This is a genomic window from Mycobacterium sp. DL (genome assembly GCF_039729195.1).
In the GTDB taxonomy this organism is placed as follows: Bacteria; Actinomycetota; Actinomycetes; order Mycobacteriales; family Mycobacteriaceae; genus Mycobacterium; species Mycobacterium hippocampi_A.
This window is the reverse complement of the sequence record NZ_CP155796.1, coordinates 3,421,355-3,447,137: the sequence shown is the minus strand read 5'-3', so window position 1 is coordinate 3,447,137 and position 25,783 is coordinate 3,421,355. Positions and strand designations below refer to the sequence as shown.

Below are 25,783 nucleotides of genomic sequence, written 5' to 3'. Positions count from 1 at the left end.
TGTCGCGGCACACCTAGTTTGCGATGCTGTAGCGGCGCTCGGGTCGGCCGATTCCGTACTGCAGCCGCAACTCGACCGTCCCGGTGCTGAGGAAATGCTCGAGATATCGGCGTGCGCTGACACGCGAAATGCCGACCAGGTCAGCGCATTCGGCAGCCGATACCTCTCCGGCGTTGCGAACCGCGGCGATCACGAGTTCGCCGGTCTCCGCACCGAGGCCTTTAGGTAACACCTTCGACACCGACGGGCCGCCGAACAGCGAGTCGATCAACGACTGGTCGGCGCCACCCGCTGTTTCCAAGGCATCCGCGCGCGTCGCGAACGCCTGTAGCTTGGCCTGCAACTGGGGAAACTCGAAGGGCTTGATCAGGTAGTCGGCCGCACCACCGTCGAGTGCCCCGCTCACAGTGTCCAGCTCCCGAGCTGCGGTGATCATGATGACACCTACACGATCTCCGGTAGATCGCAAGCGCTGCAACACATCCAGGCCTGTCATGTCCGGAAGGTAGACATCCAGCAGAATCAACTGGGGCTGCAGTTCTCGCGCCGCGGTCAGTGCTTCGGCGCCGGTGCGCGCCACACCGACGGTCCGGAATCCATCAACGTGGTCGACGAACCGGCGGTGGATCTCGGCGACCATGAAGTCGTCGTCGACAACGAGGACGTCACGCATGACTGTGCACCGACGGAGTGAGTCGCACCAGGAACAGCGCGCCGCCTTCAGGGGCGTCACACACGTCGACGGTCCCGCCGTGCTGGGCGGTGACCAGACGAACCAGCGCCAGCCCGATGCCCCGACCGCCCGGGACATCCGGCTTGGAGGTGACGCCGCGGGCGAAGATCGCCTCGCGCAGATGCTCCGGGACACCCGGTCCCGAATCGAGCACCGAGATCGCCAGCCCGTCGAGATCGTCGATCGCCACCGTGACGCGTGCATCCGGTGAACCCACCGACACCTCCACCGCATTGTCGATGAGGTTGCCCAACAACGTGATCACGTCGGTGGCCAACGCAGGGTCAAGCGGCGTGAGATGCGAGGCCGGATCCAGCGTCAGCGCCACTCCGCTCTCGGCAGCCAGCGAGGTCTTCGCGATCAACAGCGCAGCCACCGCGGGATCGGAAATCCGTTGTGTCACGGCGTCACTGATCTCCGCACGCCGACGCGTCAAGGTGCCCACCAGATCACGCACCGCATCATACTCACCGAGCTGAACCAGCCCTGAGATCGTGTGCAGCTGGTTGGCGAACTCGTGTGTCTGCGCCCGCAGGGTGTCGGTCACGCTCTTGTGCGACGACAGCTGTCCTTGCAGCGCGGCGAGTTCGGTGCTGTCCCGCATCGTCGTCACCGTCCCGATCCGCTGCCCCTGGCTCGTCGCCGCCCGCCTGCTCAATGCCAGCACCTTCGTCCGTGTCGCGATGACCGTGTCCTGGGCGGGCCCGCCACCGCGGCCGTCCTCGTCGGATACGAGGAACGACACCACTGCGGGGTCGATGCCGGCGGTGCTCACCGGGTGACCGACCGCCTCGCCGGTCACTCCGAGAAGGTCCTGCGCGCTGTCGTTGAGCACGGTGATGTCACCGTCATTGCTCACCCCGATCACGCCCTCACGGATGCTGTGTAACAGGGCCTCCCGGTGATCGGCGAGGCTCGCGATCTCGGTCACCTCCAACCCGCGGGTGTGCCTCTTGATCCGTCGTGACAGCAGCCACGACGCCACCAGTCCCAGCGCCGCACCCAGTCCCAGATAGACCAGCAGTCGTTCACCGGCCCCGCCGAGCAGGGTCCAGGCGGACGGGTAGCCCTCGCTGACCGACGCGATGGCGAGAACGTCGCCTTCGCTCGAGAGGACCGGCACCTGGCCGACCAGACTGTGGATTCCGTCGATATCGGCATCGCCGAACCAGGCTCTGCCTTCGTCCGCCCGACTCGGTCCGAGATCCATCTGCGCGCCGACACGTGTCGGCACCGACGAGGCCCGCACGGTTCCGTCAGGCCCCAGTATCTCGGCGAGGCTGGCTCCCGAGAGCGCGACCGCGCGGTCCACGTCGGCGGCGAGGGTTCGCGCTGCGAACGGATCGGCGTAGCGGTCCCGCACGATCGGTGCGGAGGCCATGTTCTCGGCGACCGCGATCATCCGCTGCCCGCGGACCTCGCGGAACTCGCTGGTCGATTGGGCGACCGATACCGCGGCGACGGCGATCAGCACGACTGCGACGACCATCAGCTGGAACGCCAGGAACTGCCCGGCCAAGCTGCGCCCCCGCAGCAGCCCCACCACTGCGGATCGCGCCGACGAGATGTTCTTAATGTCCAATACTTCCTTTGCGTCCATATCAGTGACCTGAGTCACTCCAAGGGTCCAGTATTGCCGAGCATCACAAATAAGCGATTGGGGACGACATTGTTCGCAACAGGCCGACGCCACGTGTTCGCCGGCGTCATCATGGCCATCATCGCCGCGCTGTGCCTTTCTGCCTGCGGGGTGACCCGCGGTGAGGAGACCGGACTGCACCGGCTTCGAATGATGGTTCCAAACAGCCCGGGCGGTGGCTACGACCTCACGGCGCGTACCGCCGTCAAGATCATGGAAGACCAGGACATCACCGGGCGCGTCGAGGTCTTCAACGTGATCGGCGCCGGCGGCACCGTCGCCATGGCGCGGCTGATGAACGAACGCGGCAACGGCGACCTGATGATGATGATGGGCCTGGGCGTCGTCGGTGCCACGTATACCAATGGGTCGACCGCCCGCGCCTCCGATGCCACCGCGCTGGCGAAGATCGTCGAGGAGCAGGAAGGCATCCTGGTTCCGGCCGACTCGCCGTTCCAGACCGTGCAGGACTTTGTCGACGCGTGGAAGGCCGACCCGACGAAGGTGACGATCGGCGGGGGCTCGAGTCCCGGCGGCCCCGACCATCTGTTTCCGATGGAGACGGCCAAGGTCGTCGGCGTGGACCCCACCAAGGTCAACTTCGTCTCCTATGACGGTGGTGGCGACCTGCTGACCGCGCTGCTGGGCAACAAGATTGCGGCAGGCACCTCAGGGCTCGGCGAATATGTCGACCAGATCGAGTCGGGTCAGGTCCGGGTGCTGGCGGTCTCCGGAAAGGAGCGCGTCGAGGGCATCGACGCCCCCACCCTCACCGAGGCCGGTATCGATCTCACGTTCACCAACTGGCGGGGAGTCCTTGCACCGCCGGGCATTTCGGACGAGGACCGGCAGGCGATGGTCACGATCTTGGAAGAACTGCACGCCACAGACGCATGGAAGGAGGCGCTGGTGAAAAACGGTTGGAGTGATGCCTTCATGACCGGCCAGCCATTCGAGGATTTCCTCACCGAGCAGGACGAGCGCGTCGAGACGACGCTGACCGATCTGGGGCTGGTATGAGCACCGACATGAACGACGCCCCCGACACCCGGGAGCGGCCCGATTACGCGCAGTACATCGTCTGTGCGGTGATGGTCGCGGTGGGCGCATTCCTCGTCTACGACGGGCTGTCGATGCCCGGTGGCTACGCCGAGGTGGATCCCGTTGGGCCGCGCTTCTTTCCGATCACCATCGGTATCGGCCTGCTCGCCATGTCGGTCGTCCTGGCGATCGCGATCCCGCGCGGATACAAGGGCGAGGCGGACGCGGGCGAAGACATCGATCCCGACATGCCGAGTGATTGGCGCACGGTCGGGTTGCTCGTCGGCCTGTTTGTTGCGCTCATCGTGCTCGTGGAGCCGCTGGGTTGGGTGATCGCCAGCGCGCTGTTCTTCGCCGGCTGCGCCACCGTCCTGGGCAGCAACCACTACGTGCGCAACATCGCGATCGGCACCGTGCTGGCGCTCGCCAGCTTCTACGCGTTCTACTCTGGGCTCGGAATCCCGCTGCCCGCAGGCATCTTGGATGGGATTCTGTAAATGGAGAACTTCGACTGGCTCATGCAGGGGTTCGCCGAGGCGGCCACCCCGATGAACCTGCTCTATGCGGTGATCGGCGTTCTGCTGGGGACCGCGGTCGGCGTGCTACCCGGCATCGGCCCGGCCATGACGGTGGCGCTGCTGCTGCCGATCACCTACAACGTCAGCCCCAGCGCGGCGTTCATCATGTTCGCCGGCATCTTCTACGGCGGTATGTACGGCGGCTCGACCACCTCGATCCTGCTCAACACACCGGGCGAATCATCGTCGGTGATCACCGCCCTCGAGGGCAACAAGATGGCGAAGGCCGGACGAGCCGCTCAGGCGCTGGCCACCGCGGCGATCGGGTCATTCGTCGCCGGCGCGATCGGCACCGCGCTACTGGCGGCTTTTGCGCCCGCGGTGTCCCGATTCGCCGTCACGCTGGGTGCGCCGTCCTATCTCGCGATCATGTTGTTCGCGCTCGTCGCGGTGACCGCGGTGCTGGGCTCTTCGAAGATGCGCGGCGTGATCTCCCTGCTGCTCGGACTCGCGATCGGCATCGTCGGGATCGACTCGCTGACCGGTCAACCGCGGGCCACGTTCGGCATGCCGCTGCTGTCCGACGGGATCGACATCGTGGTGATCGCGGTGGCCGTCTTCGCGCTCGGTGAGGCGTTGTGGGTGGCCGCGCATCTGCGGCGACGACCGGCGGAGGTCATCCCCGTCGGCCGGCCCTGGATGGGCAAAGAGGACTGGAAACGTTCCTGGAAGCCCTGGCTGCGGGGCACCGCCTACGGGTTCCCGTTCGGTGCGTTGCCGGCCGGCGGTGCGGAGCTTCCGACGTTCCTGAGCTACATCACCGAGAAGAAGCTGACGAAGCATCCCGAGGAGTTCGGCAAGGGTGCCATCGAGGGCGTCGCGGGACCGGAGGCGGCCAACAATGCCTCGGCGGCAGGCACTTTGGTGCCGATGCTGTCGCTGGGGCTGCCCACCAACGCGACCGCGGCGGTGATGCTGACAGCCTTCGTGTCGTACGGCATCCAGCCCGGCCCGACGCTGTTCGACAAGGAACCGCTGCTGATCTGGACGTTGATCGCGAGCCTGTTCATCGGCAACTTCCTGCTGCTGGCCCTGAACCTGCCGTTGGCGCCACTGTGGGCCAAGCTGCTCCGAACCCCGCGCCCTTATCTGTATGCAGGGATCCTGTTCTTCGCGACTCTCGGCGCCTTCGCGGTGAACCTGCAGCCGCTGGATCTGGTGCTGCTGTTGGTCTTCGGGTTGATGGGTCTGATGATGCGCAGATTCGGCCTTCCGGTGCTGCCGTTGATCATCGGCGTCATCCTCGGCCCGCGTGTCGAACGGCAACTGCGGCAGAGCCTGCAACTCGGCGGCGGTGACTGGATGTCGCTGTTCAGGGAACCGGTGGCCATCGGCACCTACATCATCATGGCGCTGCTTCTGTTGGCTCCGCTGATCCTGAAATTGATGAACCGCAGTGAGGAGAGTCTGTTGATCGTCGAGGACGACAAAGACCAGAAGCAGAAGGCAGGACGCGCGTGATCGTCATCGGTTACACCGCAGACAGATACGGCCACGCCGCCCTCGAACACGGCATCGCCGAGGCCAAGCTGCGGGACACCAATCTGTACGTCATCAACGCCACATCAGGTGAGTCGTATGTCGACTCACGGTTCGCCGGGGGAGCCGAGGTGCACGATGTCGAAGCCCGGCTGGCCGAATGCGGGGTGGAGTTCGAGCTCGTCCAGCCGGTCGGCGTCGACGCCGTCGACGAACTGTTGGCCGCGATGGCCCGCGACACTGCGCAGCTTCTGGTCGTCGGCATCCGTCACCGCAGCCCGGTCGGCAAGTTGCTGCTCGGCAGCGTGGCGCAGAAGTTGATCCTGGAATGCCCCAAGCCCGTTCTGGCGGTCAAACCCGACGAGGACTGACTCGGTGTCCGGTCGGTCTCACGTGCTGACGTGGATGGTGCCGTCCACCACCTCAACCGGATAACTGCGCACCGACATCGCAGCCCCGGAAACCTCGCTGCCCGTGCACATGTCGAAGGTATGTCCGTGCAGCGGGCAGACGATCACCCGGTCGTCGGCCAAACCGTCGGCCAGCGGTCCGCCCTTGTGTGGGCACACGGCGTCGACGGCCCGCAGCGATCCGTCGCGCAGCCGGAAGACCGCGATCTGGTCGTCGCCGACCGCGAAGGTCCGGCCCTCTCCGACCGGAATCTCGTCGACGTGCCCGACCTCGACGCCGCTCACCTGCACTCCCTCGGGTGTTGAGACTGCGCCCACGGCGGTGTTTTCACCACAATCACCACCGTGGGTGCAGTCTCAACGGAAGACACCCCGCTCATCGCACCGGCACCAGGGGGAGCGGTAGCAACGGCAGTGACGAGCGAAACTGTCCTTCCGAAGCCGGTTCCCGGCCGTCCTGCCATGGATCGCGGTAAGCGTCCACCGACTTCTGCATCCGCTCGTCCAGGCCTGCCGCCAGGCCGTCGGAGTCGTCGACCAGGACGGCGCGCAGGTGCTCGATGCCCACGCGGGGGACGAACTTGTAGGTGCGCTCCAGCCAGTTGGCGCTCTCGCGGTAGTACTGCATGAACCGGCCGGCCAGCGTGATCACCGTCTGGGCGTCCTCGACGGTGGCGAGCAGGTCGCCCTTGCGGATGTGGGCGCCCGCTGCACCCCCGACGTAGATCTCCCATCGGCCGCCGTCCACCGCGACCACCCCGAGGTCCTTGCAGAGCGCCTCGGCGCAGTTGCGGGGGCAGCCGGTGACAGCCAGTTTCAGCTTCGCCGGGCTGGCCAGTCCCTGGTAGCGCTCCTCGATCGCGATGCCCAGCGCGGTCGAATCGCCGACCCCGTAACGGCAGAAGTCGCTGCCCACACAGGTTTTCACGGTCCGGAAACTCTTGCCGTAGGCGTATCCCGACGGCATGTCGAGGTCGGCCCACACCTTCGGCAGATCCTCCTTGCGAACACCGAGCAGGTCGATACGCTGACCGCCGGTCAGCTTGATCATCGGGATCTCGTACTTCTCCGCGACGTCGGCGATCTTGCGCAACTGGGTGACGTCGGTGACCCCGCCCTTCATCTGCGGCACCACCGAGAACGTGCCGTCGCGCTGGATGTTGGCGTGCACGCGGTCGTTGATGAACCGGGCGTCACGTTCGTCGACGAATTCGTCGGCCCACATCGTCTCGAGCAGCGATGCCAGGGCCATCTTGGAGCCTGCGTCCTCCTGGCCGTCCGGTGCGAGGGCCGCGAACACCGACGACACCGAATGCAGTCCGAGCTCGCGGATGTGGTGCATCAAGGTCGCCTTGTCGTAGGGAACCGCGGGCACGTACCACGACGCCGACGGATCCTCGTTGACCGCTCCGCCGGCCGCCCACTCGACAACCTGGCAGACGAGTTCTTTGCAGGAGCCGCAGCCCTTTCCGGCCTTGGTCTTCGCCATCACGCCGGACACCGACGACTCACCGTCGCGCACGCAGGCCACCAGCGCGCCCTTGGATACGCCGTTGCAGTTGCACACCTGTGCATCGTCGGCGAGTTCGGCCACACCGACACCGACCTCGGGAGTGCCGATGTCGAACATCAGCGCAACCCGCTCGTCGGGCAGTGGCAGACCGCTGTCGAATGCCTGGGTCAGGAACGCCACCTTCGACACGTCGCCGACCAGAGTGGCGCCCACCAGTTTTCCGTCGCGGATGACCACCGTCTTGTAGACGCCGTGCTTGGGTTCGGAATACTGGACGAACTCGTCGTCGGGGTGTTCGGGGCCTTTGACGCCCATCGAGGCGACGTCGACGCCCGCGACCTTCAGCTTCGTGGCGACCCGGGAACCGTGATAGGCCGCGCTCCTGTCGGCACCGGTCAGGTGATCGGCCAGCACCTTCGCCTGTTCCCACAGCGGCGCCACCAGGCCGTAGACCTGGCCGCGGTGCTGGGCACACTCGCCCACGACGTAGACGTCGTCGTCGTCGATCGAGCGCATGTGGTCATCGGTGACGATGGCGCGTTCGACGGTCAGCCCGGCCCGTTGCGCCAGGCCGACGTTGGGCCGGATACCGGTGGCGATCACCAGCATGTCGCAGTCGAGCAGCGTGCCGTCGGAGAAGGTGATGCCGGTGAGCCGACCGTCGTCGACGATCACCTCGGTCGTGCGTTTCTCGGTGTGCACCCCGATTCCCAACGATTCCAGCGACTTGCGCAGGATCGAGCCGGCCGGATCGTCGAGTTGAGCGTTCATCAAGGTCGGACCCGCGTGCACGACGTCGACGGTGAGTCCCCGACTCTGCAGTCCCCGTGCCGCTTCGAGGCCCAGGAGGCCGCCGCCGATGACGACGGCCTTGGTGCGGTTTGCGGCTTCGGCGATCATCGTCGAGGTGTCGTCGAGGGTCCGGAAGCCGAAGATGCCGTCGGCCAGAGTCTTGTCGTCGGCCCACAGTCCGGCCATCGGCGGGAAGAACGAACGGCTTCCGGTGGCGAGGATCAGCTTGTCGTAACGCAGCGAGGTCCCGTCGTCGGCGTGCACCAGATGCGCGTAGGTGTCGATGCGAACGACGCGGACCCCGGCGCGGAGGTCGATGTTGTTGTCGGAGTACCAGTCCAGCGTGTTCAGGTAGATCTCGGCCGGATCATCGAGTCCGGCAAGCACGTTCGACAACAGGATCCTGTTGTAGTTGCCATACGGTTCGTCACCGAAGACAGTGATCTGGAAAGTCTCGGCACTGATTCCGCTGGCCTGTCTTGCGAGGACCTCCTCGATGGCGCGGATTCCGGCCATCCCGTTGCCGACCACCACCAGGCGCTGCATCAGACCTCCACGAGTCCCAGGTCGATGACCACCGTGCCGCGCACCCCGTCGGGTGCCGCGACGTACAGCTCGAGCACGGTGTCGGCGAGCAGATCCTCGACCACCCGCAGCGCCACGTGGGTGGCCCCCTTGGCGGCGATGGGGAAGTAGCGCATCGGGATTCCGTCACGGAACAGCACCACGGTGACCATCTGCTTCGTCGAGTTGCCCCCGCGGAAGTAGACGGGCTGGGTGGTGGCGCCGGCGGGCACCACATAACGCAGCGAGTCGTCGAGCGGCAGTGGTTTGTCGTAGCCGCTGCCCTCGAAGTCGAACGCGCCTTGCAGGAACCGGGGACTACTTCCGTCGGACATGGCTCGAAGCTAGAAGCCGCGTGTTTCCAGTCGGTTTCGTCCGCAAGTCGCCCGTGCATCCCCCTGATCACCCGCCGGCGGTCTCACGGTGAGCTGACCTGCGGTGTGAGGTCGTGTTTTCCTTGCGGTCACCCAGGTGCAACGGATGCGGAATGCCCAGGCAGTACACCTTGGGGCAAGCCCGAAAGCACCGTCGCAGCTCGGGCCCGATGCGCCGGCACCGCGGCCGGCAACGGCATCGATCACCTCGGACTGAATCCACCACAGGAGTCATCATGACCGTTACGGACAGCGATTCGACCGGGGCTGTCGCGTCGGCGGAACCGGGCGCGCCGGGACAGCATCGCGGCAAACACTGGATCGACGATTGGCGCCCGGAGGACCCCGAATTCTGGTCCAGCGTCGGCAAACCCGTTGCACGCCGAAATCTGATCTACTCCATCTTCGCCGAGCACATCGGATTCTCGGTGTGGCTGCTGTGGAGCATCGTGGTCGTACAGATGACGGCGGGCGCCGATGGATCCGCTGCCGCGTCAGGCTGGGCCTTGACGACGTCACAGGCGCTGTGGCTGGTTGCGGTGCCGAGCGGCGTGGGAGCGTTTCTGCGGCTTCCGTACACTTTTGCGGTCCCGGTGTTCGGGGGGCGGAACTGGACCGTGATCTCAGCGCTGCTGCTGCTGATCCCGTGTCTCGGATTGGCCTGGGTGGTAGGCGATCCGAGCACCCCGTTCTGGCTGCTGCTGCTCGTTGCCGGTACCGCAGGCTTCGGTGGCGGCAACTTCGCATCGTCGATGGCCAACATCTCGTTCTTCTACCCGGAGAACGAGAAGGGTTGGGCACTCGGACTCAACGCCGCGGGCGGCAACATCGGTGTCGCGGTGGCGCAGAAAGTGATTCCCCTCATCGTCACCATTGGGGCCGGAGTCACCCTGTCGCTCGCGGGGCTCTTCTACGTGCCGTTCGCGGTGGCCGCGGCTGTGTGCGCATTCCTGTTCATGAACAACCTGACCGAGGCCAAAGCCGACGTCAAACCGGTGTGGCAGTCACTGCGCCACCCCGACACCTGGGTGATGTCCCTGCTCTACATCGGCACCTTCGGCTCGTTCATCGGATATTCGGCTGCGTTTCCGACCCTGCTCAAAGCAGTGTTCGATCGTGGCGATATCGCGCTGACCTGGGCGTTTCTCGGCGCGCTGATCGGGTCGATCGCACGTCCGCTCGGCGGGAAGCTGTCGGATCGGCACGGCGGCGCGCGGATCACCGCGCTGAGCTTCATCATGCTGGCGGTCGGCGCTGCCGGAGCACTCTGGTCCGTGCAGGCCAAGAGCATGCCGGTGTTCTTCATCGCGTTCATGTTCCTGTTCATCGCCACCGGTATCGGCAACGGCTCCACCTATCGGATGATCTCGAAGATCTTCCGGGTCAAGGGCGAAGACGCCGGCGGCGATCCGTTGACCATGCTGCACATGCGGCGGCAGGCTGCGGGCGCACTGGGTGTCATCTCGTCGATCGGCGCGTTCGGCGGGTTCATCGTCCCGCTCGCTTACGCCTGGGCGAAATCCCAGTTCGGCAACATCGAACCGGCCCTGCAGTTCTACGTCGGGTTCTTCCTCGTGCTGCTTGTCGTGACCTGGTACTTCTACCTTCGCAAAGGTAGCCGGATGGCGCAGGCCGGCGTCTGAAGGTCCGCAGCGAAGGCATGACGACACGCACCGCCTGTTCGTACTGCGGGGTCGGGTGCGGGATCTCCGTGGAGACCCGCGCCGACCCCGCATCGGGCGTGCCGGTGATCGCGAAGGTGTCCGGCGACAAGCTGCACCCCACCAACTCCGGCCGGCTCTGCACCAAGGGCGCCACCCACGCGGAGATGATGGCTGCGACCGACGGTCGGTTGACCACGGCGATGCTGCGCCCGGCCCGCGACGCCGACCCGGTGGCCGCCGACGTGGATGACGCGTTGGCTGAAGCGGGTCGCCGGCTGCGTGCGATCGTCGACGAACACGGTCCCGACGCGGTGGCGCTGTACGTCTCAGGTCAGATGTCGATCGAATCCCAGTATCTGGCCACCAAACTGGCCAAGGGATTCCTGCGCACCGTGCACATCGAGTCGAACTCGCGGTTGTGTATGGCCAGCGCCGGTACCGGATTCAAACAGTCGCTGGGATCAGACGGCCCGCCGGGCTCCTACACCGACTTCGACTGCACGGACCTGTTCTTCGTGATCGGCTCCAACATGGCCGACTGCCATCCGATCCTGTTCCTGCGGATGGCCGACCGTCTCAAGGCCGGCGCCAAACTGATCGTCGTGGATCCGCGCCGGACCACCACCGCCGACAAGGCCGACCTGTTCCTGCAGATCCGTCCCGGCACCGATCTCGCACTGCTGAACGGGATCCTGCATCTGCTGGTGGTGGATGGGGCCATCGCAGCGGATTTCATCGCCGAGCACACCCAGGGCTGGGAGGCGATGCCGGACTTCCTGGCCGACTATCCGCCGGATCGGGTTGCCGCGACCACCGGTCTGGACGAGGCGGACATCCGCACTGCGGCTGCGATGATCGCTGAGGCAGGGGAGTGGATGACCTGCTGGACGATGGGCCTCAACCAGAGCACCCACGGCACCTGGAACACCAACGCCATCTGCAATCTGCATCTGGCCACCGGTGCCATCTGTCGGCCCGGTAGCGGCCCGATGTCGCTCACGGGTCAGCCCAACGCGATGGGCGGTCGCGAGATGGGCTACATGGGACCGGGTCTGCCGGGCCAACGGGCGGTGTTTTCCGCGGACGACCGGGCGTTCGTCGAAGGGCAGTGGGACCTCGCACCTGGCACAATCCGGACCGACGTCGGTCCCGGCACCATCGAGATGTTCCGGCAACTGCGCAGCGGTCAGATCAAAGCTGTGTGGGTGATCTGCACCAATCCCGTTGCCTCTGTAGCCAATCGGGAGACGGTCATCGAAGGGCTGTCGGCGGCAGAGCTGGTCATCACCCAGGATGCCTACGTTGACACCGCCACCAATCGCTACGCGGACATCATGCTGCCGGCGACGCTGTGGGCAGAGTCCGACGCGGTGATGGTCAACTCCGATCGCAACCTGACTCTGATGCAGCAGGCCATCCCGCCCGAGGGAGATGCGCGACCGGACTGGGAGCTGATCTGCGGTGTGGCCGAACACCTCGGGTTCGGGGACGACTTCGGCTACAAATCCAGTGAGCAGATCTTCGACGAGATCCGCGGGTTCCACAATCCCGGCACCGGATACGACCTGCGCGGTATCAGCTACGAGAGGCTGCGCGAAACCCCTGTGCAATGGCCCTGCCCGCCTGAGGATCTGGCGGATCGCCACCCGATCCGGTACCTCAACGACGGAATCTCGCAGGAGCTGTTCCTCGACGCGGCCGGGCATCGGCCGCGTCTGGCTTTCGCCACGCCGTCGCGGCGTGCGGTATTTCATCCGCGCCCGCATATGGACGCCGCCGAACTCCCCGATGACGACTACCCGATGATCCTCAATACCGGCCGGTTGCAGCACCAGTGGCACACCATGACCAAGACCGGAAAGGTGGCCAAGCTCAACAAGCTCAACAAGGCCCCGTCGGTGGAGGTCCATCCCGACGATGCTGCCGCACTGGGTGTTTCCGATGGCCGTGAGGTCGAGGTGATCTCACGACGCGGCCGCGCGGTGTTACCCGCTGTCGTCACCGACCGGGTCCTGCCGGGCAACACCTGGGTGCCGTTCCACTGGAACGACGAACACGGTGAGAACCTGACCATCAACGCCGTCACCAACGACGCCGTCGACCCGGTCTCGTTGCAGCCCGAGTTCAAGGTGTGTGCGGTGCGGCTCGCCCCGGTTCCGGTGACCGCCGCGGCACCCATGCCTGCGGAGGCACCCGCGCTCACCGAAAGCGAAACACTCTATCTGTCAGGGTTCTTCGCAGGTGTGGAACAGGGCGTTCCCGGCGTGCCGGTGCTGCCCGTGGACGCACCGATCGGGGTGTCCGCCCGACTGTGGGTCGACGGATTGCTGGCGGGCAGGTTCTCTCGGCTCGGTATGGGCTCATCCGTCGCCGGCGACGCGGTTCGGACGGGACCGCTCGTGCTCTGGGCGTCGCAGACCGGAAACGCCGAGGAGTTCGCGGGCAGACTGGGCGACCGCTTCCGCGGTGCCCGCGTGGCGGCGATGGATGACGTCGCGCTGTCCGATCTCGCAGCGGCGGGCGAGGTCGCCGTCGTCACCAGCACGTTCGGCGACGGTGGGCCCCCGGACAACGGCGCCGACTTCTGGGAACGCCTGGAGTCACCGCAGGCGCCGTCACTGGCCGGCGTGCGATTCATGGTGCTCGGTATCGGTGATCGGTCCTATGACAACTTCTGTGGGCACGCGAAAGCGCTCGACGCCCGGTTGGCGGATCTGGGTGCCACCAGGGTCCTCGAACGCACCGAATGTGAAGCGTACGAGGACCAACCGCTGGCCCGATGGGCGGACTCGGTGGTCGAGGTGATCACCGCGCCGTCGGACCGCCCCGTTACCACGACCGAGACCACGCCCGAGTCGGCCCCGCCGTCCGCCGTGCCTGTGCCGTTCACCCGTGCGTACCCGGTGGCAGCGCCGTTGTGCCGCAACACCCGGCTGACCCCGGCCGGAGCGGCCAAGGACGTGCGGCAGTTCGGGTTCGACATCAGCGGCCAGGACGTCACCTACTCCGCGGGCGACTCACTGGGCGTCTACATTCGCAATTCGGATCTGGTGGTCGAGACATGGCTCACGGCAACCGGATTGACCGGCGACGAATCTGTTGTCGTCGACGGTGCCGCCATCCCGCTGCGGCACGCCCTTGCGTCGCACTACGACGTGTGCAAGGTGACGTCGAACCTGGTCGGATTCGTCACCGAGCGCTGCGCGGACCCCCAAGCGGCCAAGCGCCTTCGCAAGGATCGTGGTGAGCTCGACAAGTGGTTGGTCAACCGCAACGGACTCGACCTGGTCCGCGAGTTCGCGGTGCGTGCAAACCCGGAACTCTGGCAGGAGGTGCTGGTGAGGTTGACGCCGCGGCAGTACTCGATCTCCTCGAGTCCGCTCGTCAGTCCTCACGAAGTCCAGTTGACGGTGTCGGTGGTGCGGTACCGGGGTCCCGACGGCGGTCCGCGCGGCGGTGTCGCGTCGACATATCTGGCGGACCTGCCGGACTGCACCCCGGTGCCGGTTTTCCTCCAGCGCTCGCCCCACTTCCGCCCCCCGCAGGACTCCCAGACCCCGATGATCATGGTGGGACCCGGCACGGGGATCGCGCCGTTCCGCGGATTCCTCCAGGAACGCCGCGCACTCGGTCACACCGGGCCCAACTGGTTGTTCTTCGGCGATCAGCACCGCGCACAGAATTTCTACTACCGTGACGATCTGATGGACATGGTCGATGACGGGTTCCTGAACCGACTGGATCTCGCGTTCTCCCGCGATCAGGCCCAGCGCGTCTACGTGCAGCACAAGATGCTCGACTACGGCGCCGATGTGTGGCGCTGGCTCGAGGACGGCGCGCACTTCTACGTCTGCGGAGACGCCGAGAGGATGGCGAAGGACGTCGACGACGCGCTGACCGAGATCATCCGGACGCACGGGGGCATGAGCGCGGACGCCGCCCGCGACCACAAGCGTGAACTCGTCGCCGCCAAGCGCTACGTGCGCGATGTGTACTGAGTCGAAAATTGTGTCCGAGGGGGGACTTGAACCCCCACGCCCGTTAATAGGGCACTAGCACCTCAAGCTAGCGCGTCTGCCATTCCGCCACTCGGACCGGTTCGAAGGCAGCTTAGGTTATCGGATCAGCGGCCCCGGGCCAAAACCCGGACGACCCACGAGTGGTAGGAAAGGGACTGTGAGTGCTCCCCTGACCCCCAGCGATGAGGTCGTCGACCTGGTGAGCTCGCTCATCCGTTTCGACACCTCCAACACCGGTGACCTGGCCACCACCAAAGGTGAGGCCGAATGTGCCCGCTGGGTGGCCGAGCAACTCGAGGAAGTCGGACTGCAGACCGAGTACATCGAGGCCGGTGCGCCGGGCCGCGGGAATGTGTTCGCCCGACTCAAGGGCGCTGATCCGACACGCGGTGCGCTGATGTTGCACGGTCACCTCGACGTGGTGCCTGCGGAGGCGTCCGACTGGAGCGTGCACCCGTTCTCCGGGGCAGTCGAGAACGGCTATGTGTGGGGCCGCGGCGCGGTCGACATGAAGGACATGGTCGGGATGATCATCGCGGTCGCCCGTCATTTCATGCGGTCGGGAACCGTGCCCCCGCGTGATCTGGTTTTTGCGTTCGTCTCCGATGAGGAGGCCGGTGGCAACTACGGGTGCAAGTGGCTTGTCGAGAATCGGCCCGACCTGTTCGACGGCGTCACCGAGGCGGTCGGTGAGGTCGGCGGATTCTCCCTGACGGTGCCGCGTCGTGAAGGCGGCGAGCGCCGCCTCTACCTCATCGAGACCGCCGAAAAGGGAATGCTGTGGATGCGGCTCACCGCTCGGGGCCGCGCCGGCCACGGGTCGATGGTGCACGATGAGAACGCGGTCACCGCTGTCGCCGAGGCCGTCGCCCGGCTGGGACGCCACCAGTTCCCGATCGTGCTGACCGAATCGGTCGAACAGTTCCTGGCTGCGGTGACCGAAGAGACGGGATACACCTTCGATCCGGCCTCGCCCGACATCGACGGTGCGGTCGCCAAACTCGGCTCGATCGCCAAGATCGTGGGCGCTACGCTGCGCGACACCGCCAACCCGACGATGCTCAAGGCCGGCTACAAGGCCAACGTCATCCCCGCAACAGCCGAGGCCGTCGTCGACTGCCGCGTGCTGCCGGGCCGGATGGCCGACTTCGAACGCGAGATCGACGAGCTCATCGGCCCCGACGTGTCCCGCGAGTGGATCACCGAACTGCCCTCCTACGAGACTCCTTTCGACGGCGAGCTTCTCGAGGCGATGAACGCCGCGATCCTGTCCGCCGACCCCGAGGCGCGCACCGTGCCCTACATGCTGTCCGGGGGGACCGATGCAAAACATTTCGCCCGCTTGGGTATTCGCTGCTTCGGCTTCGCGCCGCTGAGGTTGCCGCCCGACCTGGATTTCGCCGCGTTGTTCCACGGCGTCGACGAGCGGGTACCCGTCGACGCGTTGACCTTCGGCGCGCAGGTTCTGGAGCATTTCCTCCTGCACTGCTGAGTCCACCGCCCGACCATCAACCGACTCTGGAAAGGACTGGCTTTCATGGCCTTTGACTACAATCCCTACGATTTCCTCCCTGATCTGCCCACGTTCACCGTGACCTCCGAATCGTTCACCGACGGCCAACCGTGGGGCAACGACCAGGTCAGCGGCATCATGGGGGCCGGCGGGTCGGACATCTCGCCGCAGCTGAGCTGGTCGGGCTTCCCCGAGGAGACCCGCAGTTTCGCCGTCACCGTGTACGACCCGGATGCTCCGACCGGGTCGGGGTTCTGGCACTGGGCGGTGTTCAACCTGCCTGCGACGGTCACGGAGTTGCCCGCCGGCGTCGGCGACGGCAGCAGCAAGGGCTTTCCCGGCGACGCAGTCACTTTGGTCAATGACGCCGGCCTGACGCGGTTCATCGGCGCGGCCCCGCCGGCCGGGCACGGGGTGCACCGCTACATCGTCGCCGTGCACGCCGTCGACGTCGAGAAGCTCGACGTTCCCGCCGAGGGCACGCCGGCCTACCTCGGCTTCAACCTCTTCGGCCACGCCATCGCCCGCGCCCTGATCACGGGTACCTACGAGCAGAACTGAGGCTCGTACTCAGAGGTGCAGACGTCCCGATGCGACGACCACTCCGGCTCCGCTCAGCACGACGGTCTCACCGCTCAAGGTGACCTGCAGCCTGCTGGGGCGCCCGAGTCGGTGTCCTTGCTCGATGATCGCCGCTGTCCCGGCGTCGTGGCGGCCGTCCCGTACGAGGCGCGCTGCGAGTGGTCCCGCCGCCGTGCCGGTGGCGGGATCCTCACTGATTCCGGCGGTCGGGTTGAAGAACCGGGCATACGCGATCGAGCCGCCGGCCGCATCGACCGGGTCGAGACTGTAGAGGTAGCAGCCTTCTTCGGTGACGGTCCGCAGCACCGATGACAGCCGCTGCCCGTCAGGATCCGCGCGATCGACAGCCTCCCGGGAACGCAGGGGTACGAGCAGGTGTGCTGCCCCGGTGGACACCACCTCGGCAGGTTCGTCGCTGAGGTCGGCGACGTTGATGTTCAGCGCGGCCGCCAGTTGGCGGCGGTCGGTCAGTTCGGGACCGAACACCGGTGCCGACTGCTCCATCCTGACCACAGTCCGCCCGTCGGCGTCCTCGGCGACCTCCACCGGGAGCAGACGGTCACCGATCTGCTGGATCAATCGCGTGGGGGACGTGCTGCGCGGTAACCGCTGAGCATGCGCGAGCCACAGCCACGCCCCGAGGGCGTTGTGCCCGGCCCCGAGTACCTCGACGCCGGTCGGGGTGAAAGAACGCAGCCGCCAGTGTGCGGCGGAGGTGGGTTGCACCAGAAACGTGGTCTCGGATTGGTTGAATTCGCGGGCGATCGCCCGCATCGTGGCGACGTCAAGATGATCGGCGTCCGGAACAAGCGTCAGCGGGTTGCCCTCGAGGGGGCGTCGGGCGAACACGTCGATGAAATGGAACTCGGTCTCAGTGGCCACGCAAATCTCGTCTCTTCTAACGCTGCGCCGACCCGACAGCCTCGCTGAGGCTGGTGAAACCGTTGTCTCGCAGGCGCTGTGCGAGACCGTCGTGAATCGTCTTGGCCCACAGCCCGCCTCCGTAGACGAAACCGGTGTAGCCCTGCAGCAACGAGGCGCCGCTGACGATGCGCTCCCACGCGTCGTCGGCGGTCTCGATGCCGCCTGCGCTGATCAGCACCAGACGGTCGCCCACCCGCCGGTAGAGCCGGCGTAGCACCTCCGCGGAGCGCCGGGCCACCGGAGGTCCGGAGATGCCGCCGGGCCCCAGGTCCTCGACCCCCGGGGTCGCCAGCCCGGCGCGGGACACGGTGGTGTTGGTCGCGACGATCCCGGCGAGGCCCAGTTCGACTGCCAGGTCGGCGATTTCGTCGATATCACGATCGGCGAGGTCGGGTGCGATCTTGACCAGAACCGGTGTCGAGGTCTCGGCGAGGACTGCGGTCAGGATGGGGCGCAGCGATTCGACCGACTGCAGGTCACGCAGACCGGGGGTGTTCGGCGAGCTCACGTTCACCACCAGATACGCCGCCAGCGGTCCGAGGAGCCGGGCGCTCTCGGCGTAGTCCTCGGCCGCCGATTCGGCCGGCGTGACCTTGGTCTTGCCGATGTTGACCCCGATCGGCACGTCGGCGCTGCGGCGGGTGAGCTGCACCGCAAGTGCCCCGGCGCCATGGTTGTTGAATCCCATCCGGTTCAGCAGCGCACGGTCGGCCGGCAGCCGGAACATCCGCGGTGCCGGGTTGCCGGGCTGTGGCTTCGCGGTCACGGTGCCCATCTCCGCGTATCCGAACCCCAGCGCACCCCAGGTGTGCACGCCGAGCCCGTCCTTGTCGAAGCCGGCCGCCAGCCCCATCGGACCCGGGAATCGCACCCCGAACACGGTGCTGGCAAGCGCCGGATCGGCCGGACTCAACCGGCGTCGCAGCCGGCGCCGCACCGGTGCCGGGCCGGTGGCGGTGCGCAGGCCGGCGAACACCCAGCCGTGGATCCGTTCCGGGGGCACCAGGAACAGTGCCCGCCGAAGTCCGCTGTAGACGCCCATCTACAGCGCCGGTTGATCGGGGGTGTGCGGGGTGTCGGCCCGTTTCCTGCGTCGCAGCAGTACCCGTCTGCTGCCGTCGGTGTAGAGCCGGACCCGGGTCAGCTCCCAGCCCCGGTACTCGGCCTCGATCGACAACCGGATGGAGGCGTTCACCCGGGTCACGTCAGGCGGCAACCGCAGCGGGATCCATTCGTACTCCCCGGAGCCCTCTGACACCGCCTGGTCCCAGGTCGCCGGCAGCCGTCCCCGTGAGCCCGTGCTCATTCCGCCTTCCCCGCGGAGGTGATCACCTGGAGGCCGTCGCCCGAGCCGGAGACCACGTAGAGGGTGTCCGTCGCGTCGTCGACTGCCAGCGAGTTCGGTTGCCGCACTGTTTGATGTCGCACCTTCTCGACGGGGATGCCGGTCGAGAGATCGTAACCAACGACGGTGTTCGTCGCCGTCTGTGCAACCCACGTCAGCCCGTCGTCGGTGCTCGAGGAGGTCAGACCGTAGGGGGAGTCCGGCACCGGGTAGCGCTGTCGCAGGATCAGCGGGTCGACCCCGTACACCAGCAGTTCGCCACCGCGGGTGTCGGCGACCACAACCCTGCCTGCCGTATCGGCGGCCATCGTCGTTGCGCCCGCACCCGCCCGCAGCGCGTGTGCCGATTTTGTTCCTTCGGCGTCGAGGCTGGTGATGGAGGTCTGTGCCCGATCCAGCACGATCGCGGTATTGCCTTGCGTCACAATGGCGTCCACTCGCGCGAACATCTTCAGCCGCGCCCCGACCTCGGTGTCCGAAGCCAGCGTGTAGACCGCGCCGTCGGCGCTTCCCAGCACCACCTTGCCGTCCGCGCGCCGCGCGATCGCGGTGAAGTCCACCCCGTCCTGACCCTGCACGCCGATCCTCGTCGCATCACCCGAGGTGATGTCGAAGCGGAAGTAACCGCCCTCGGTCGACAGGATCAGTCCACCCTCGCCGTCTGCGGCCATCGCCGTCGCGGCACCATCGAGCTCAGTGGGTGACGGTGCGCCCCCCGCCGGGAACACCGTGACGACCGACCGGTTCTCGCGACCGGCACCGAGGACCACCAGCGAGTCTGTTTGCGAGTCGAACACCGCCGCCTGCGCGGGCCCGGCCAGGGGTAGCAGCGTTCCCGGTGGGGTGCCGGTGACGGGGGGCGAGTCGGCGGCCTGCGCCGGTTCGATCGTCGGCGGGGGGCTGTCCACCGGGTTCGACGAGCAGCCGGCAATCAGTGCCATTGCCAGCGCTGCAGCGCCGAAACGAATCAGCTGAGCTGGTGGGTTGATGCGACGCGGCAATGGGTAGCTCTCGGATTGTGTGTATGGAACCTGATCGAACAGCCAGTGTATGCACCCCGGGAGGCCAGTATTCGTCGCGTCCGCCACGCCCGTCGACGGTCGTGGCGGTATGGTACGGACCATGACCCTTTCCATGGACAGGGACGTGACCGATCACCGATTTGCTGTCGAGGACATCACCACCGGGGTGCACGCCAGCGGGTTCGGCCAGGTGGGAGACGGACGCAGCTTCTCATTCCGCACCGAGCGCCAGGCGCTGGTCGTCGAGATCTATCGGCCACGACTGCGTGGCCCGGTGCCGCAGTCCGAGGACATCGTCGCCCTCGCCACCCGCAAGCTCACCGACATCGACCTTTTCGACGAGCGCAGCCTCGCTGCGGTCGTGCGTGACGCCGTCGCCGACGCGCAGCCGGTGCCTCGCAACGGCCGCTGAACCCACTTCACGGTACGGTCGTCGTCGTGACGGACGTGGCCGCGATGTCCTGGTTGCAGGTCGTCGTCCTCTCGGTGCTGCAGGGACTCACCGAGTTTCTGCCGGTGTCCTCCTCGGGGCACCTGGCCATCGCATCCCGGGTGTTCTTCGATGAGGACGCCGGCGCGTCGTTCACCGCGGTGAGCCAGCTGGGCACCGAAGCGGCCGTCCTGGTCTACTTCGCACGCGACATCGTCCGGATCGTGAAGGCGTGGTTCGCCGGCCTTTTTGAGGCTGCGCATCGCAACGCCGACTACTGGTTGGGCTGGTGGGTGATCATCGGGTCGATCCCGATCGGGGTGATCGGTCTGCTGTTCAAGGACGAAATTCGCACCGGCGCACGCAATCTGTGGCTGGTGGCGAGTGCGCTGATCGTGTTTTCGCTGGTCATCGCGGCGGCTGAGTACTACGGCAGGCAGACACGCCGCGTCGAGGATCTGACCTGGCGCGACAGCGTCATCGTCGGCCTCGCACAGTGTCTGGCGCTGATACCGGGCGTGTCGCGGTCGGGCGCCACGATCAGTGCGGGCCTGTATCTGGGGCTCGACCGGGAACTGGCAGCCCGGTTCGGTTTCCTGCTGGCGATCCCGGCGGTGTTCGCCTCGGGCATGTTCTCGCTCCCGGATGCGTTTGACCCGGTCGGCGAGGGCATGAGCGCCACCGGTGCGCAACTGCTGGTGTCCACCGTGATCGCGTTTGTCGTCGGCTTCGCCGCGGTGTCGTGGTTCCTGCGATTCCTGGCCCGGCACAGCATGTACTGGTTCGTCGGCTACCGCATCGTGCTCGGGTGTGTCGTGTTGATCCTGCTCGGGACAGGGGTGGTGGCAGCCACATGACGGTTCTGCTGTTGCGTCACGGCCGGTCGACGTCGAACACCGCCCACACCCTGGCGGGTCGGTCGGAGGGTGTGGACCTCGACGACCGCGGCCGCGAACAGGCCGAGGCACTCGTGGAGCGACTCGGGTCGCTGCCGATCCGCGCGATCGTCCGGTCGCCGCTGCTGCGCTGTCAGCGAACGGTCGAACCGCTGGCGTCGGCACTGGGTCTGCAGCCGGTGGTCGAGCACCGGATCGTCGAGGTCGACTACGGCTCCTGGACCGGCCGCAAGATCGGTGAGCTGGTCAAAGAGCCGTTGTGGGCGGTGGTCCAGCAGCAACCCAGCGCCGCGGTGTTCCCGGACGGGGAGGGGCTCGCCGCCGTCCAGGCCCGCGCGGTGGCCGCGGTGCGTGAGCACGACCGCATGCTGGCCGAGGAGCACAGCGGCGACGTGCTGTGGATCGCCTGCACACACGGTGACGTGATCAAAGCGGTGCTCGCAGATGCCCTGGGCTCGCACCTGGACAGCTTCCAGCGCATCAACGCCGACCCCGCATCGGTCAGTGTGATCCGCTATACGACGCTGCGGCCCTTTGTGATCCACGTCAACCACACCGGCTCAGCACTGAACTCCGCGTTGACCGCTGTGCCGGCCGACGGCAAGGCCGAGGACGGCGCGGTTCCCGCCGGCGAAGCGGTGGTCGGCGGATCGACCGAATGAGCGCCGCGCCGCACAATTACGGCTGACGTGCCGTAGCCGGTATTTTGGAAGCTGCCATGTCCCGCGAAATCCATGTCTTCCGCACACCCGACCGATTCGTGGCCGGGACCGTCGGCCAACCCGGAAATCGCACGTTCTACCTGCAAGCGGTCCACGACAAGCGGGTGATCTCGGTGATCTTGGAAAAACAGCAGGTGGCGGTACTCGCCGAACGGATCGACGCGTTGCTGCTGGAGATCAACAAGCGCTTCGGCACGCCGGTTCCCCCCGACACCGGCGAGGTCGAGGACCTCAGCCCGTTGATCACCCCGGTGGACGCCGAGTTCCGGGTCGGCACCATGGGGCTGGGCTGGGACTCCGACGCGCAGACCGTCGTCGTCGAACTCCTCGCCGTCTCGGAGGCCGAGTTCGATGCCTCGGTGGTCCTCGACGACGCCGAGGAGGGCCCCGACGCGGTGCGCGTGTTCCTGACCCCGGAGTCGGCGCGGGAGTTCGCGACGCGATCCAACCGGGTCATCTCGGCGGGACGCCCACCCTGTCCGCTGTGTGACGAGCCGCTGGATCCCGAAGGGCACATCTGCGTCCGAACCAACGGCTACCGGCGCGGCGCGCTGGGTGGATCCGACGATGTCGACGACATCTGACGTCGGGGTGCTGCAGAACGGCGAGTTGACCGTCATCGGGCGGATCCGCTCGGCGAGCAACGCGACCTTCCTGTGCGAGGCCACGCTCGGTGAGCTCACCCAGCACTGTGTGTACAAACCGATCCGCGGTGAGGCACCGCTGTGGGATTTCCCCGACGGGACGCTGGCGGGCCGCGAGTTCGGTGCGTACCTGGTGTCGGCGGCACTCGGGTGGAACATCGTGCCCCACACCATCATTCGTGACGGACCTGCGGGTCCCGGGATGCTGCAGCGCTGGGTCGAGCAGCCCAGCGACACCGAGGACGACGAGGCAGGCGATGCCGGTCCGGACCTCATCGATCTGGTGCCGTCGGGCAGGATCCCTCCCGGTTTCCTGCCGGTCCTGGAGGCCTACGACCACGCCGGCGACGAAGTCACGCTGGTGCACTCCGACGACGACAGGCTGCGGCGGATCGCCGTGTTCGACGTGTTGATCAACAATGCCGATCGCAAGGGCGGCCATGTGCTCCACGGGGTGGACGGGCAGGTCTACGGCGTGGACCACGGCGTCAGCCTGCATGTCGAGGACAAGCTGCGCACCGTTCTGTGGGGTTGGGCGGGCAAACCCGTCGACGACGACACCCTCGAGGCCGTGGCCGCTTTCGGTGATGCCCTCTCAGGCGACCTCGGTGCGGAGTTGTGCTGTCACATCACCCCTCGCGAGGTCGCCGCGTTGCGAGCCAGAGTTGTTGCCCTGCTGAGAAACCCGGTGATGCCCGGCCCTGATCGACGCCGACCGATACCGTGGCCGGCTTTCTGACGTGATCTACTTGCCCGGTGACCCTCACCGATGCAGCGCTGGCCGCCGAGGTGGCCGCCGAAGCCGGTGAGCTGCTGCTGGCGATGCGAGAGCAGATCGGCTTTTACGATCCGTACGACCTCGGCGACGCCGGCGACAAGCGCGCCAACACGCTGATCCTGGACCGGCTGCACCGGGAGCGACCGCACGATTCGGTGCTGTCCGAGGAGGCCGTGGACGACGTATCCCGGGTGGACGCCGACCGGGTGTGGATCGTCGACCCCGTCGACGGCACGCACGAGTACTCGATGCCCGGACGCGCGGACTGGGCCGTGCACATCGCGTTGTGGCAGCGCTCTTCCGGGCCTCACGGCGGCGGTCTCACCGACGCCGCGGTCGCGCTGCCGGCGCGCGGTGAGGTGTACCGCACCGACACCGTGACCGCTCCGCCGCCGCGCGCCGACGGACCGATCCGCATCACCGCCAGTTCCAACAGGCCTCCTGCTGTGCTGTGGTGGCTGCGCGATCACCTCGACATCCAACTGGTCCGGATCGGATCGGCGGGAGCCAAGGCGATGGCCGTGGTCCGCGGCGACGTCGACGCCTACGTGCATGCCGGAGGCCAGTGGGAGTGGGATTCGGCCGCGCCGGCCGGGGTGTTGTGGGCCGCCGGGATGCATGCGTCGCGGATCGACGGCTCGCCGCTGATCTACAACCGCCGCGATCCCTACCTGCCGGATCTGCTGATGTGCCGGCCGGAGCTGGCCGAGGTGTTGCTGGACACGATCCTGTCGGCCCGCCGGCGATGACGGGGAATGAAACGGCCGTCGGTGTTGTCCCAGACGGCGATGTCTAAGGTCGTATCTATGCAATCGTGGTCGGCGCCGAGTGTTCCGGTGCTGCCTGGGCGGGGTCCGCAGTTGCGCCTCTACGACAGTGCGGACCGCCAGGTGCGCCCGGTCAGCCCAGGTGACACCGCCGCCATGTACGTCTGCGGGATCACCCCGTACGACGCCACCCATCTCGGTCACGCCGCCACCTACCTGACGTTCGACCTCGTCTACCGGCTGTGGCTCGACGCCGGTCTGGACGTCCACTACGTGCAGAACATCACCGACGTCGACGATCCGTTGTTCGAGCGTGCGCTGCGCGACGGCATCGGTTGGCGCGAGCTCGCCGACCGGGAGACCGACCTGTTCCGCGAGGACATGGCGGCACTGCGGGTGCTGCCACCGCACGATTACGTGGCCGCCACCGAGGCGGTGGCCGAGGTGATCGAGGTCGTCGAGAAACTGCTGGCCTCAGGGGCCGCCTACACCGTCGACGATGCGCAGTACCCCGACGTGTACTTCCACGCCGGCGCGACGGTCCAGTTCGGCTACGAATCGGGTTACGACCGCGACACGATGCTGACCCTGTTCGCCGAACGCGGGGGAGACCCGGAGCGGGCCGGCAAGAGCGACCCCCTCGACGCTCTGTTGTGGCGTGCGGAGCGACCGGATGAACCCAGCTGGCCGTCGCCGTTCGGGCCGGGCCGGCCCGGCTGGCACGTCGAGTGCGCGGCGATCGCGCTGAGCCGCATCGGTACCGACCTCGACATCCAGGGCGGCGGCAGCGATCTGATCTTCCCGCACCACGAGTTCTCCGCCGCGCACGCCGAATCCGTCACCGGCGAGCGCCGTTTCGCGCGTCACTACGTGCACGCAGGCATGATCGGCTGGGACGGGCACAAGATGTCCAAGAGTCGCGGCAACCTGGTTCTCGTGTCGGGACTGCGCCGCGAGGGCGTCGATCCCTCCGTCATCCGGCTCGGTCTGTTCGCCGGGCACTATCGTGATGACCGGTTCTGGAGCCAGGCGGTGCTCGAGGAGGCGCAGGGCCGGCTGCACCGGTGGCGCAGTGCCGCGACCCTGGCGCAGGCACCGGACGCCGCCGATGTCGTGGCTCGTGTTCGCCGCTACCTCGCAGATGATCTGGACACTCCGAAAGCGATTGCTGCTGTTGATGGTTGGGCCACCGACGCGCTGTCCTACGGTGGTCACGACAGTTCAGCGGGACGAACCGTCGCGACGGCGGTAGACGCGCTGCTCGGCGTTGAGCTGTAAAGCACCTGCCGTGGAGTAGGTTTCCGCCCATGGGACCGGTGGCCGGAATGGCAGTTCTGCATGCAAGGGGTGGCGC

General features: G+C 66.8%; 24 protein-coding genes and 1 tRNA gene. 15 read left to right on the top strand and 10 right to left on the bottom strand.

Features of this window, described 5'->3' with window-relative positions; genetic code table 11:
- Positions 1-13 precede the first annotated feature (13 nt).
- Both ABDC78_RS16400 and ABDC78_RS16395 read right to left on the bottom strand, forming a co-directional pair.
- Positions 14-673, bottom strand: a complete 660-nt coding sequence (locus ABDC78_RS16400) for a response regulator (RefSeq protein WP_178360083.1) — start codon at positions 671-673, stop codon at positions 14-16.
- A complete protein-coding gene (locus tag ABDC78_RS16395) occupies positions 666-2,222 on the bottom strand; it encodes an ATP-binding protein (protein ID WP_256736210.1) in 1,557 nt (518 codons plus the stop codon). The genes ABDC78_RS16400 and ABDC78_RS16395 overlap by 8 nt, the downstream gene beginning before the upstream one ends.
- Positions 2,223-2,444: 222 nt before the next feature.
- Between ABDC78_RS16395 and ABDC78_RS16390 the strand changes: the two genes are divergently transcribed.
- Genes ABDC78_RS16390 through ABDC78_RS16375 form a run of 4 tightly spaced genes read left to right on the top strand, consistent with a single transcriptional unit; the run spans position 2,445 to position 5,841 of the window.
- On the top strand, positions 2,445-3,392 hold the full coding sequence (locus tag ABDC78_RS16390; protein ID WP_178360085.1) for a tripartite tricarboxylate transporter substrate-binding protein: 948 nt from the start codon (positions 2,445-2,447) through the stop codon (positions 3,390-3,392).
- Complete coding sequence (locus ABDC78_RS16385; protein ID WP_178360086.1) at positions 3,389-3,910, top strand: tripartite tricarboxylate transporter TctB family protein; 522 nt, start codon at positions 3,389-3,391, stop codon at positions 3,908-3,910. The genes ABDC78_RS16390 and ABDC78_RS16385 overlap by 4 nt, the downstream gene beginning before the upstream one ends.
- Positions 3,911-5,452, top strand: a complete 1,542-nt coding sequence (locus ABDC78_RS16380; RefSeq protein ID WP_178360087.1) for a tripartite tricarboxylate transporter permease — start codon at positions 3,911-3,913, stop codon at positions 5,450-5,452.
- Positions 5,449-5,841 (top strand): universal stress protein, encoded by a 393-nt coding sequence (locus ABDC78_RS16375; RefSeq protein ID WP_178360088.1) that lies wholly within the window; start codon positions 5,449-5,451, stop codon positions 5,839-5,841. Before ABDC78_RS16380 ends, ABDC78_RS16375 begins: the two co-directional genes overlap by 4 nt.
- Positions 5,842-5,859: 18 nt before the next feature.
- Here the strand turns inward: ABDC78_RS16375 and nirD are convergent, their stop codons facing one another.
- The 3 genes from nirD to ABDC78_RS16360 form a co-directional block, all read right to left on the bottom strand.
- Complete coding sequence (gene nirD / locus ABDC78_RS16370; RefSeq protein WP_178360089.1) at positions 5,860-6,165, bottom strand: nitrite reductase small subunit NirD; 306 nt, start codon at positions 6,163-6,165, stop codon at positions 5,860-5,862.
- A gap of 91 nt (positions 6,166-6,256) precedes the next feature.
- A complete protein-coding gene (nirB, locus tag ABDC78_RS16365) occupies positions 6,257-8,731 on the bottom strand; it encodes a nitrite reductase large subunit NirB (protein ID WP_178360090.1) in 2,475 nt (824 codons plus the stop codon).
- Positions 8,731-9,084 carry a molybdopterin oxidoreductase gene (locus tag ABDC78_RS16360; protein ID WP_178360091.1) on the bottom strand — a complete coding sequence of 118 codons (354 nt, stop codon included), beginning with the start codon at positions 9,082-9,084 and terminating at the stop codon, positions 8,731-8,733. The genes nirB and ABDC78_RS16360 overlap by 1 nt, the downstream gene beginning before the upstream one ends.
- A 275-nt stretch (positions 9,085-9,359) precedes the next feature.
- Between ABDC78_RS16360 and ABDC78_RS16355 the strand changes: the two genes are divergently transcribed.
- Together ABDC78_RS16355 and ABDC78_RS16350 are read left to right on the top strand one after the other, a co-directional pair.
- Positions 9,360-10,766, top strand: coding sequence for a nitrate/nitrite transporter (locus ABDC78_RS16355; protein ID WP_178360092.1), 1,407 nt, complete (start codon positions 9,360-9,362; stop codon positions 10,764-10,766).
- 17 nt (positions 10,767-10,783) lie between these two features.
- Complete coding sequence (locus ABDC78_RS16350; protein WP_178360093.1) at positions 10,784-14,785, top strand: bifunctional nitrate reductase/sulfite reductase flavoprotein subunit alpha; 4,002 nt, start codon at positions 10,784-10,786, stop codon at positions 14,783-14,785.
- A gap of 11 nt (positions 14,786-14,796) precedes the next feature.
- On the opposite strand, the gene ABDC78_RS16345 is transcribed toward ABDC78_RS16350, so the two are convergent.
- Positions 14,797-14,882: transfer RNA gene (locus ABDC78_RS16345), tRNA-Leu, on the bottom strand.
- A gap of 81 nt (positions 14,883-14,963) precedes the next feature.
- On the opposite strand from ABDC78_RS16345, the gene ABDC78_RS16340 reads away from it, so the two are divergent.
- Together ABDC78_RS16340 and ABDC78_RS16335 are read left to right on the top strand one after the other, a co-directional pair.
- Entirely contained in the window at positions 14,964-16,298 is a 1,335-nt protein-coding gene (locus ABDC78_RS16340; RefSeq protein ID WP_178360094.1) for a M20/M25/M40 family metallo-hydrolase, read from the top strand.
- 45 nt (positions 16,299-16,343) lie between these two features.
- A complete protein-coding gene (locus tag ABDC78_RS16335) occupies positions 16,344-16,880 on the top strand; it encodes a YbhB/YbcL family Raf kinase inhibitor-like protein (RefSeq protein WP_178360095.1) in 537 nt (178 codons plus the stop codon).
- Between the two features lie 9 nt (positions 16,881-16,889).
- Here the strand turns inward: ABDC78_RS16335 and ABDC78_RS16330 are convergent, their stop codons facing one another.
- Genes ABDC78_RS16330 through ABDC78_RS16315 form a run of 4 tightly spaced genes read right to left on the bottom strand, consistent with a single transcriptional unit; the run spans position 16,890 to position 20,111 of the window.
- Positions 16,890-17,783: a PhzF family phenazine biosynthesis protein gene (locus ABDC78_RS16330; RefSeq protein ID WP_178360096.1), complete on the bottom strand. Its 894-nt coding sequence runs from the start codon at positions 17,781-17,783 to the stop codon at positions 16,890-16,892.
- 16 nt (positions 17,784-17,799) lie between these two features.
- Positions 17,800-18,867 carry a quinone-dependent dihydroorotate dehydrogenase gene (locus ABDC78_RS16325; RefSeq protein ID WP_178360097.1) on the bottom strand — a complete coding sequence of 356 codons (1,068 nt, stop codon included), beginning with the start codon at positions 18,865-18,867 and terminating at the stop codon, positions 17,800-17,802.
- Complete coding sequence (locus ABDC78_RS16320; RefSeq protein WP_178360098.1) at positions 18,868-19,131, bottom strand: DUF5703 family protein; 264 nt, start codon at positions 19,129-19,131, stop codon at positions 18,868-18,870.
- Positions 19,128-20,111 (bottom strand): hypothetical protein, encoded by a 984-nt coding sequence (locus ABDC78_RS16315; RefSeq protein ID WP_256736178.1) that lies wholly within the window; start codon positions 20,109-20,111, stop codon positions 19,128-19,130. Before ABDC78_RS16315 ends, ABDC78_RS16320 begins: the two co-directional genes overlap by 4 nt.
- Positions 20,112-20,292: 181 nt before the next feature.
- On the opposite strand from ABDC78_RS16315, the gene ABDC78_RS16310 reads away from it, so the two are divergent.
- The 7 genes from ABDC78_RS16310 to mshC are packed head-to-tail and all read left to right on the top strand — an operon-like array spanning position 20,293 to position 25,707.
- Positions 20,293-20,604 carry a hypothetical protein gene (locus ABDC78_RS16310; RefSeq protein ID WP_178360100.1) on the top strand — a complete coding sequence of 104 codons (312 nt, stop codon included), beginning with the start codon at positions 20,293-20,295 and terminating at the stop codon, positions 20,602-20,604.
- A 44-nt stretch (positions 20,605-20,648) separates the two neighbouring features.
- A complete protein-coding gene (locus ABDC78_RS16305) occupies positions 20,649-21,479 on the top strand; it encodes an undecaprenyl-diphosphate phosphatase (protein WP_178360314.1) in 831 nt (276 codons plus the stop codon).
- Positions 21,476-22,180: a histidine phosphatase family protein gene (locus tag ABDC78_RS16300; protein WP_178360101.1), complete on the top strand. Its 705-nt coding sequence runs from the start codon at positions 21,476-21,478 to the stop codon at positions 22,178-22,180. Before ABDC78_RS16305 ends, ABDC78_RS16300 begins: the two co-directional genes overlap by 4 nt.
- A gap of 56 nt (positions 22,181-22,236) precedes the next feature.
- The gene (locus tag ABDC78_RS16295; protein ID WP_178360102.1) at positions 22,237-22,824 is read left to right on the top strand and encodes a DUF3090 domain-containing protein; all 588 of its coding nucleotides are present in this window, start codon (positions 22,237-22,239) and stop codon (positions 22,822-22,824) included.
- Positions 22,808-23,623, top strand: a complete 816-nt coding sequence (locus tag ABDC78_RS16290) for an SCO1664 family protein (RefSeq protein WP_178360103.1) — start codon at positions 22,808-22,810, stop codon at positions 23,621-23,623. Before ABDC78_RS16295 ends, ABDC78_RS16290 begins: the two co-directional genes overlap by 17 nt.
- Positions 23,624-23,640: 17 nt before the next feature.
- Complete coding sequence (locus ABDC78_RS16285) at positions 23,641-24,411, top strand: 3'(2'),5'-bisphosphate nucleotidase CysQ (RefSeq protein WP_178360104.1); 771 nt, start codon at positions 23,641-23,643, stop codon at positions 24,409-24,411.
- 57 nt (positions 24,412-24,468) lie between these two features.
- Positions 24,469-25,707 carry a cysteine--1-D-myo-inosityl 2-amino-2-deoxy-alpha-D-glucopyranoside ligase gene (mshC, locus tag ABDC78_RS16280; protein WP_178360105.1) on the top strand — a complete coding sequence of 413 codons (1,239 nt, stop codon included), beginning with the start codon at positions 24,469-24,471 and terminating at the stop codon, positions 25,705-25,707.
- The last annotated feature ends 76 nt before the right edge of the window (positions 25,708-25,783 follow it).

Coding starts and splice junctions, on each gene's coding strand:
- ABDC78_RS16400 (WP_178360083.1), bottom strand. CDS start 673: ATGCGTGACGTCCTCGTTGTCGACGACGACTTCATGGTCGCCGAGATC.
- ABDC78_RS16395 (WP_256736210.1), bottom strand. CDS start 2,222: ATGGTCGTCGCAGTCGTGCTGATCGCCGTCGCCGCGGTATCGGTCGCC.
- ABDC78_RS16390 (WP_178360085.1), top strand. CDS start 2,445: ATGGCCATCATCGCCGCGCTGTGCCTTTCTGCCTGCGGGGTGACCCGC.
- ABDC78_RS16385 (WP_178360086.1), top strand. CDS start 3,389: ATGAGCACCGACATGAACGACGCCCCCGACACCCGGGAGCGGCCCGAT.
- ABDC78_RS16380 (WP_178360087.1), top strand. CDS start 3,911: ATGGAGAACTTCGACTGGCTCATGCAGGGGTTCGCCGAGGCGGCCACC.
- nirB (WP_178360090.1), bottom strand. CDS start 8,731: ATGCAGCGCCTGGTGGTGGTCGGCAACGGGATGGCCGGAATCCGCGCC.
- ABDC78_RS16360 (WP_178360091.1), bottom strand. CDS start 9,084: ATGTCCGACGGAAGTAGTCCCCGGTTCCTGCAAGGCGCGTTCGACTTC.
- ABDC78_RS16355 (WP_178360092.1), top strand. CDS start 9,360: ATGACCGTTACGGACAGCGATTCGACCGGGGCTGTCGCGTCGGCGGAA.
- ABDC78_RS16350 (WP_178360093.1), top strand. CDS start 10,784: ATGACGACACGCACCGCCTGTTCGTACTGCGGGGTCGGGTGCGGGATC.
- ABDC78_RS16335 (WP_178360095.1), top strand. CDS start 16,344: ATGGCCTTTGACTACAATCCCTACGATTTCCTCCCTGATCTGCCCACG.
- ABDC78_RS16325 (WP_178360097.1), bottom strand. CDS start 18,867: ATGGGCGTCTACAGCGGACTTCGGCGGGCACTGTTCCTGGTGCCCCCG.
- ABDC78_RS16320 (WP_178360098.1), bottom strand. CDS start 19,131: ATGAGCACGGGCTCACGGGGACGGCTGCCGGCGACCTGGGACCAGGCG.
- ABDC78_RS16315 (WP_256736178.1), bottom strand. CDS start 20,111: ATGGCACTGATTGCCGGCTGCTCGTCGAACCCGGTGGACAGCCCCCCG.
- ABDC78_RS16310 (WP_178360100.1), top strand. CDS start 20,293: ATGACCCTTTCCATGGACAGGGACGTGACCGATCACCGATTTGCTGTC.
- ABDC78_RS16305 (WP_178360314.1), top strand. CDS start 20,649: ATGTCCTGGTTGCAGGTCGTCGTCCTCTCGGTGCTGCAGGGACTCACC.
- ABDC78_RS16300 (WP_178360101.1), top strand. CDS start 21,476: ATGACGGTTCTGCTGTTGCGTCACGGCCGGTCGACGTCGAACACCGCC.
- ABDC78_RS16295 (WP_178360102.1), top strand. CDS start 22,237: ATGTCCCGCGAAATCCATGTCTTCCGCACACCCGACCGATTCGTGGCC.
- ABDC78_RS16290 (WP_178360103.1), top strand. CDS start 22,808: ATGTCGACGACATCTGACGTCGGGGTGCTGCAGAACGGCGAGTTGACC.
- mshC (WP_178360105.1), top strand. CDS start 24,469: ATGCAATCGTGGTCGGCGCCGAGTGTTCCGGTGCTGCCTGGGCGGGGT.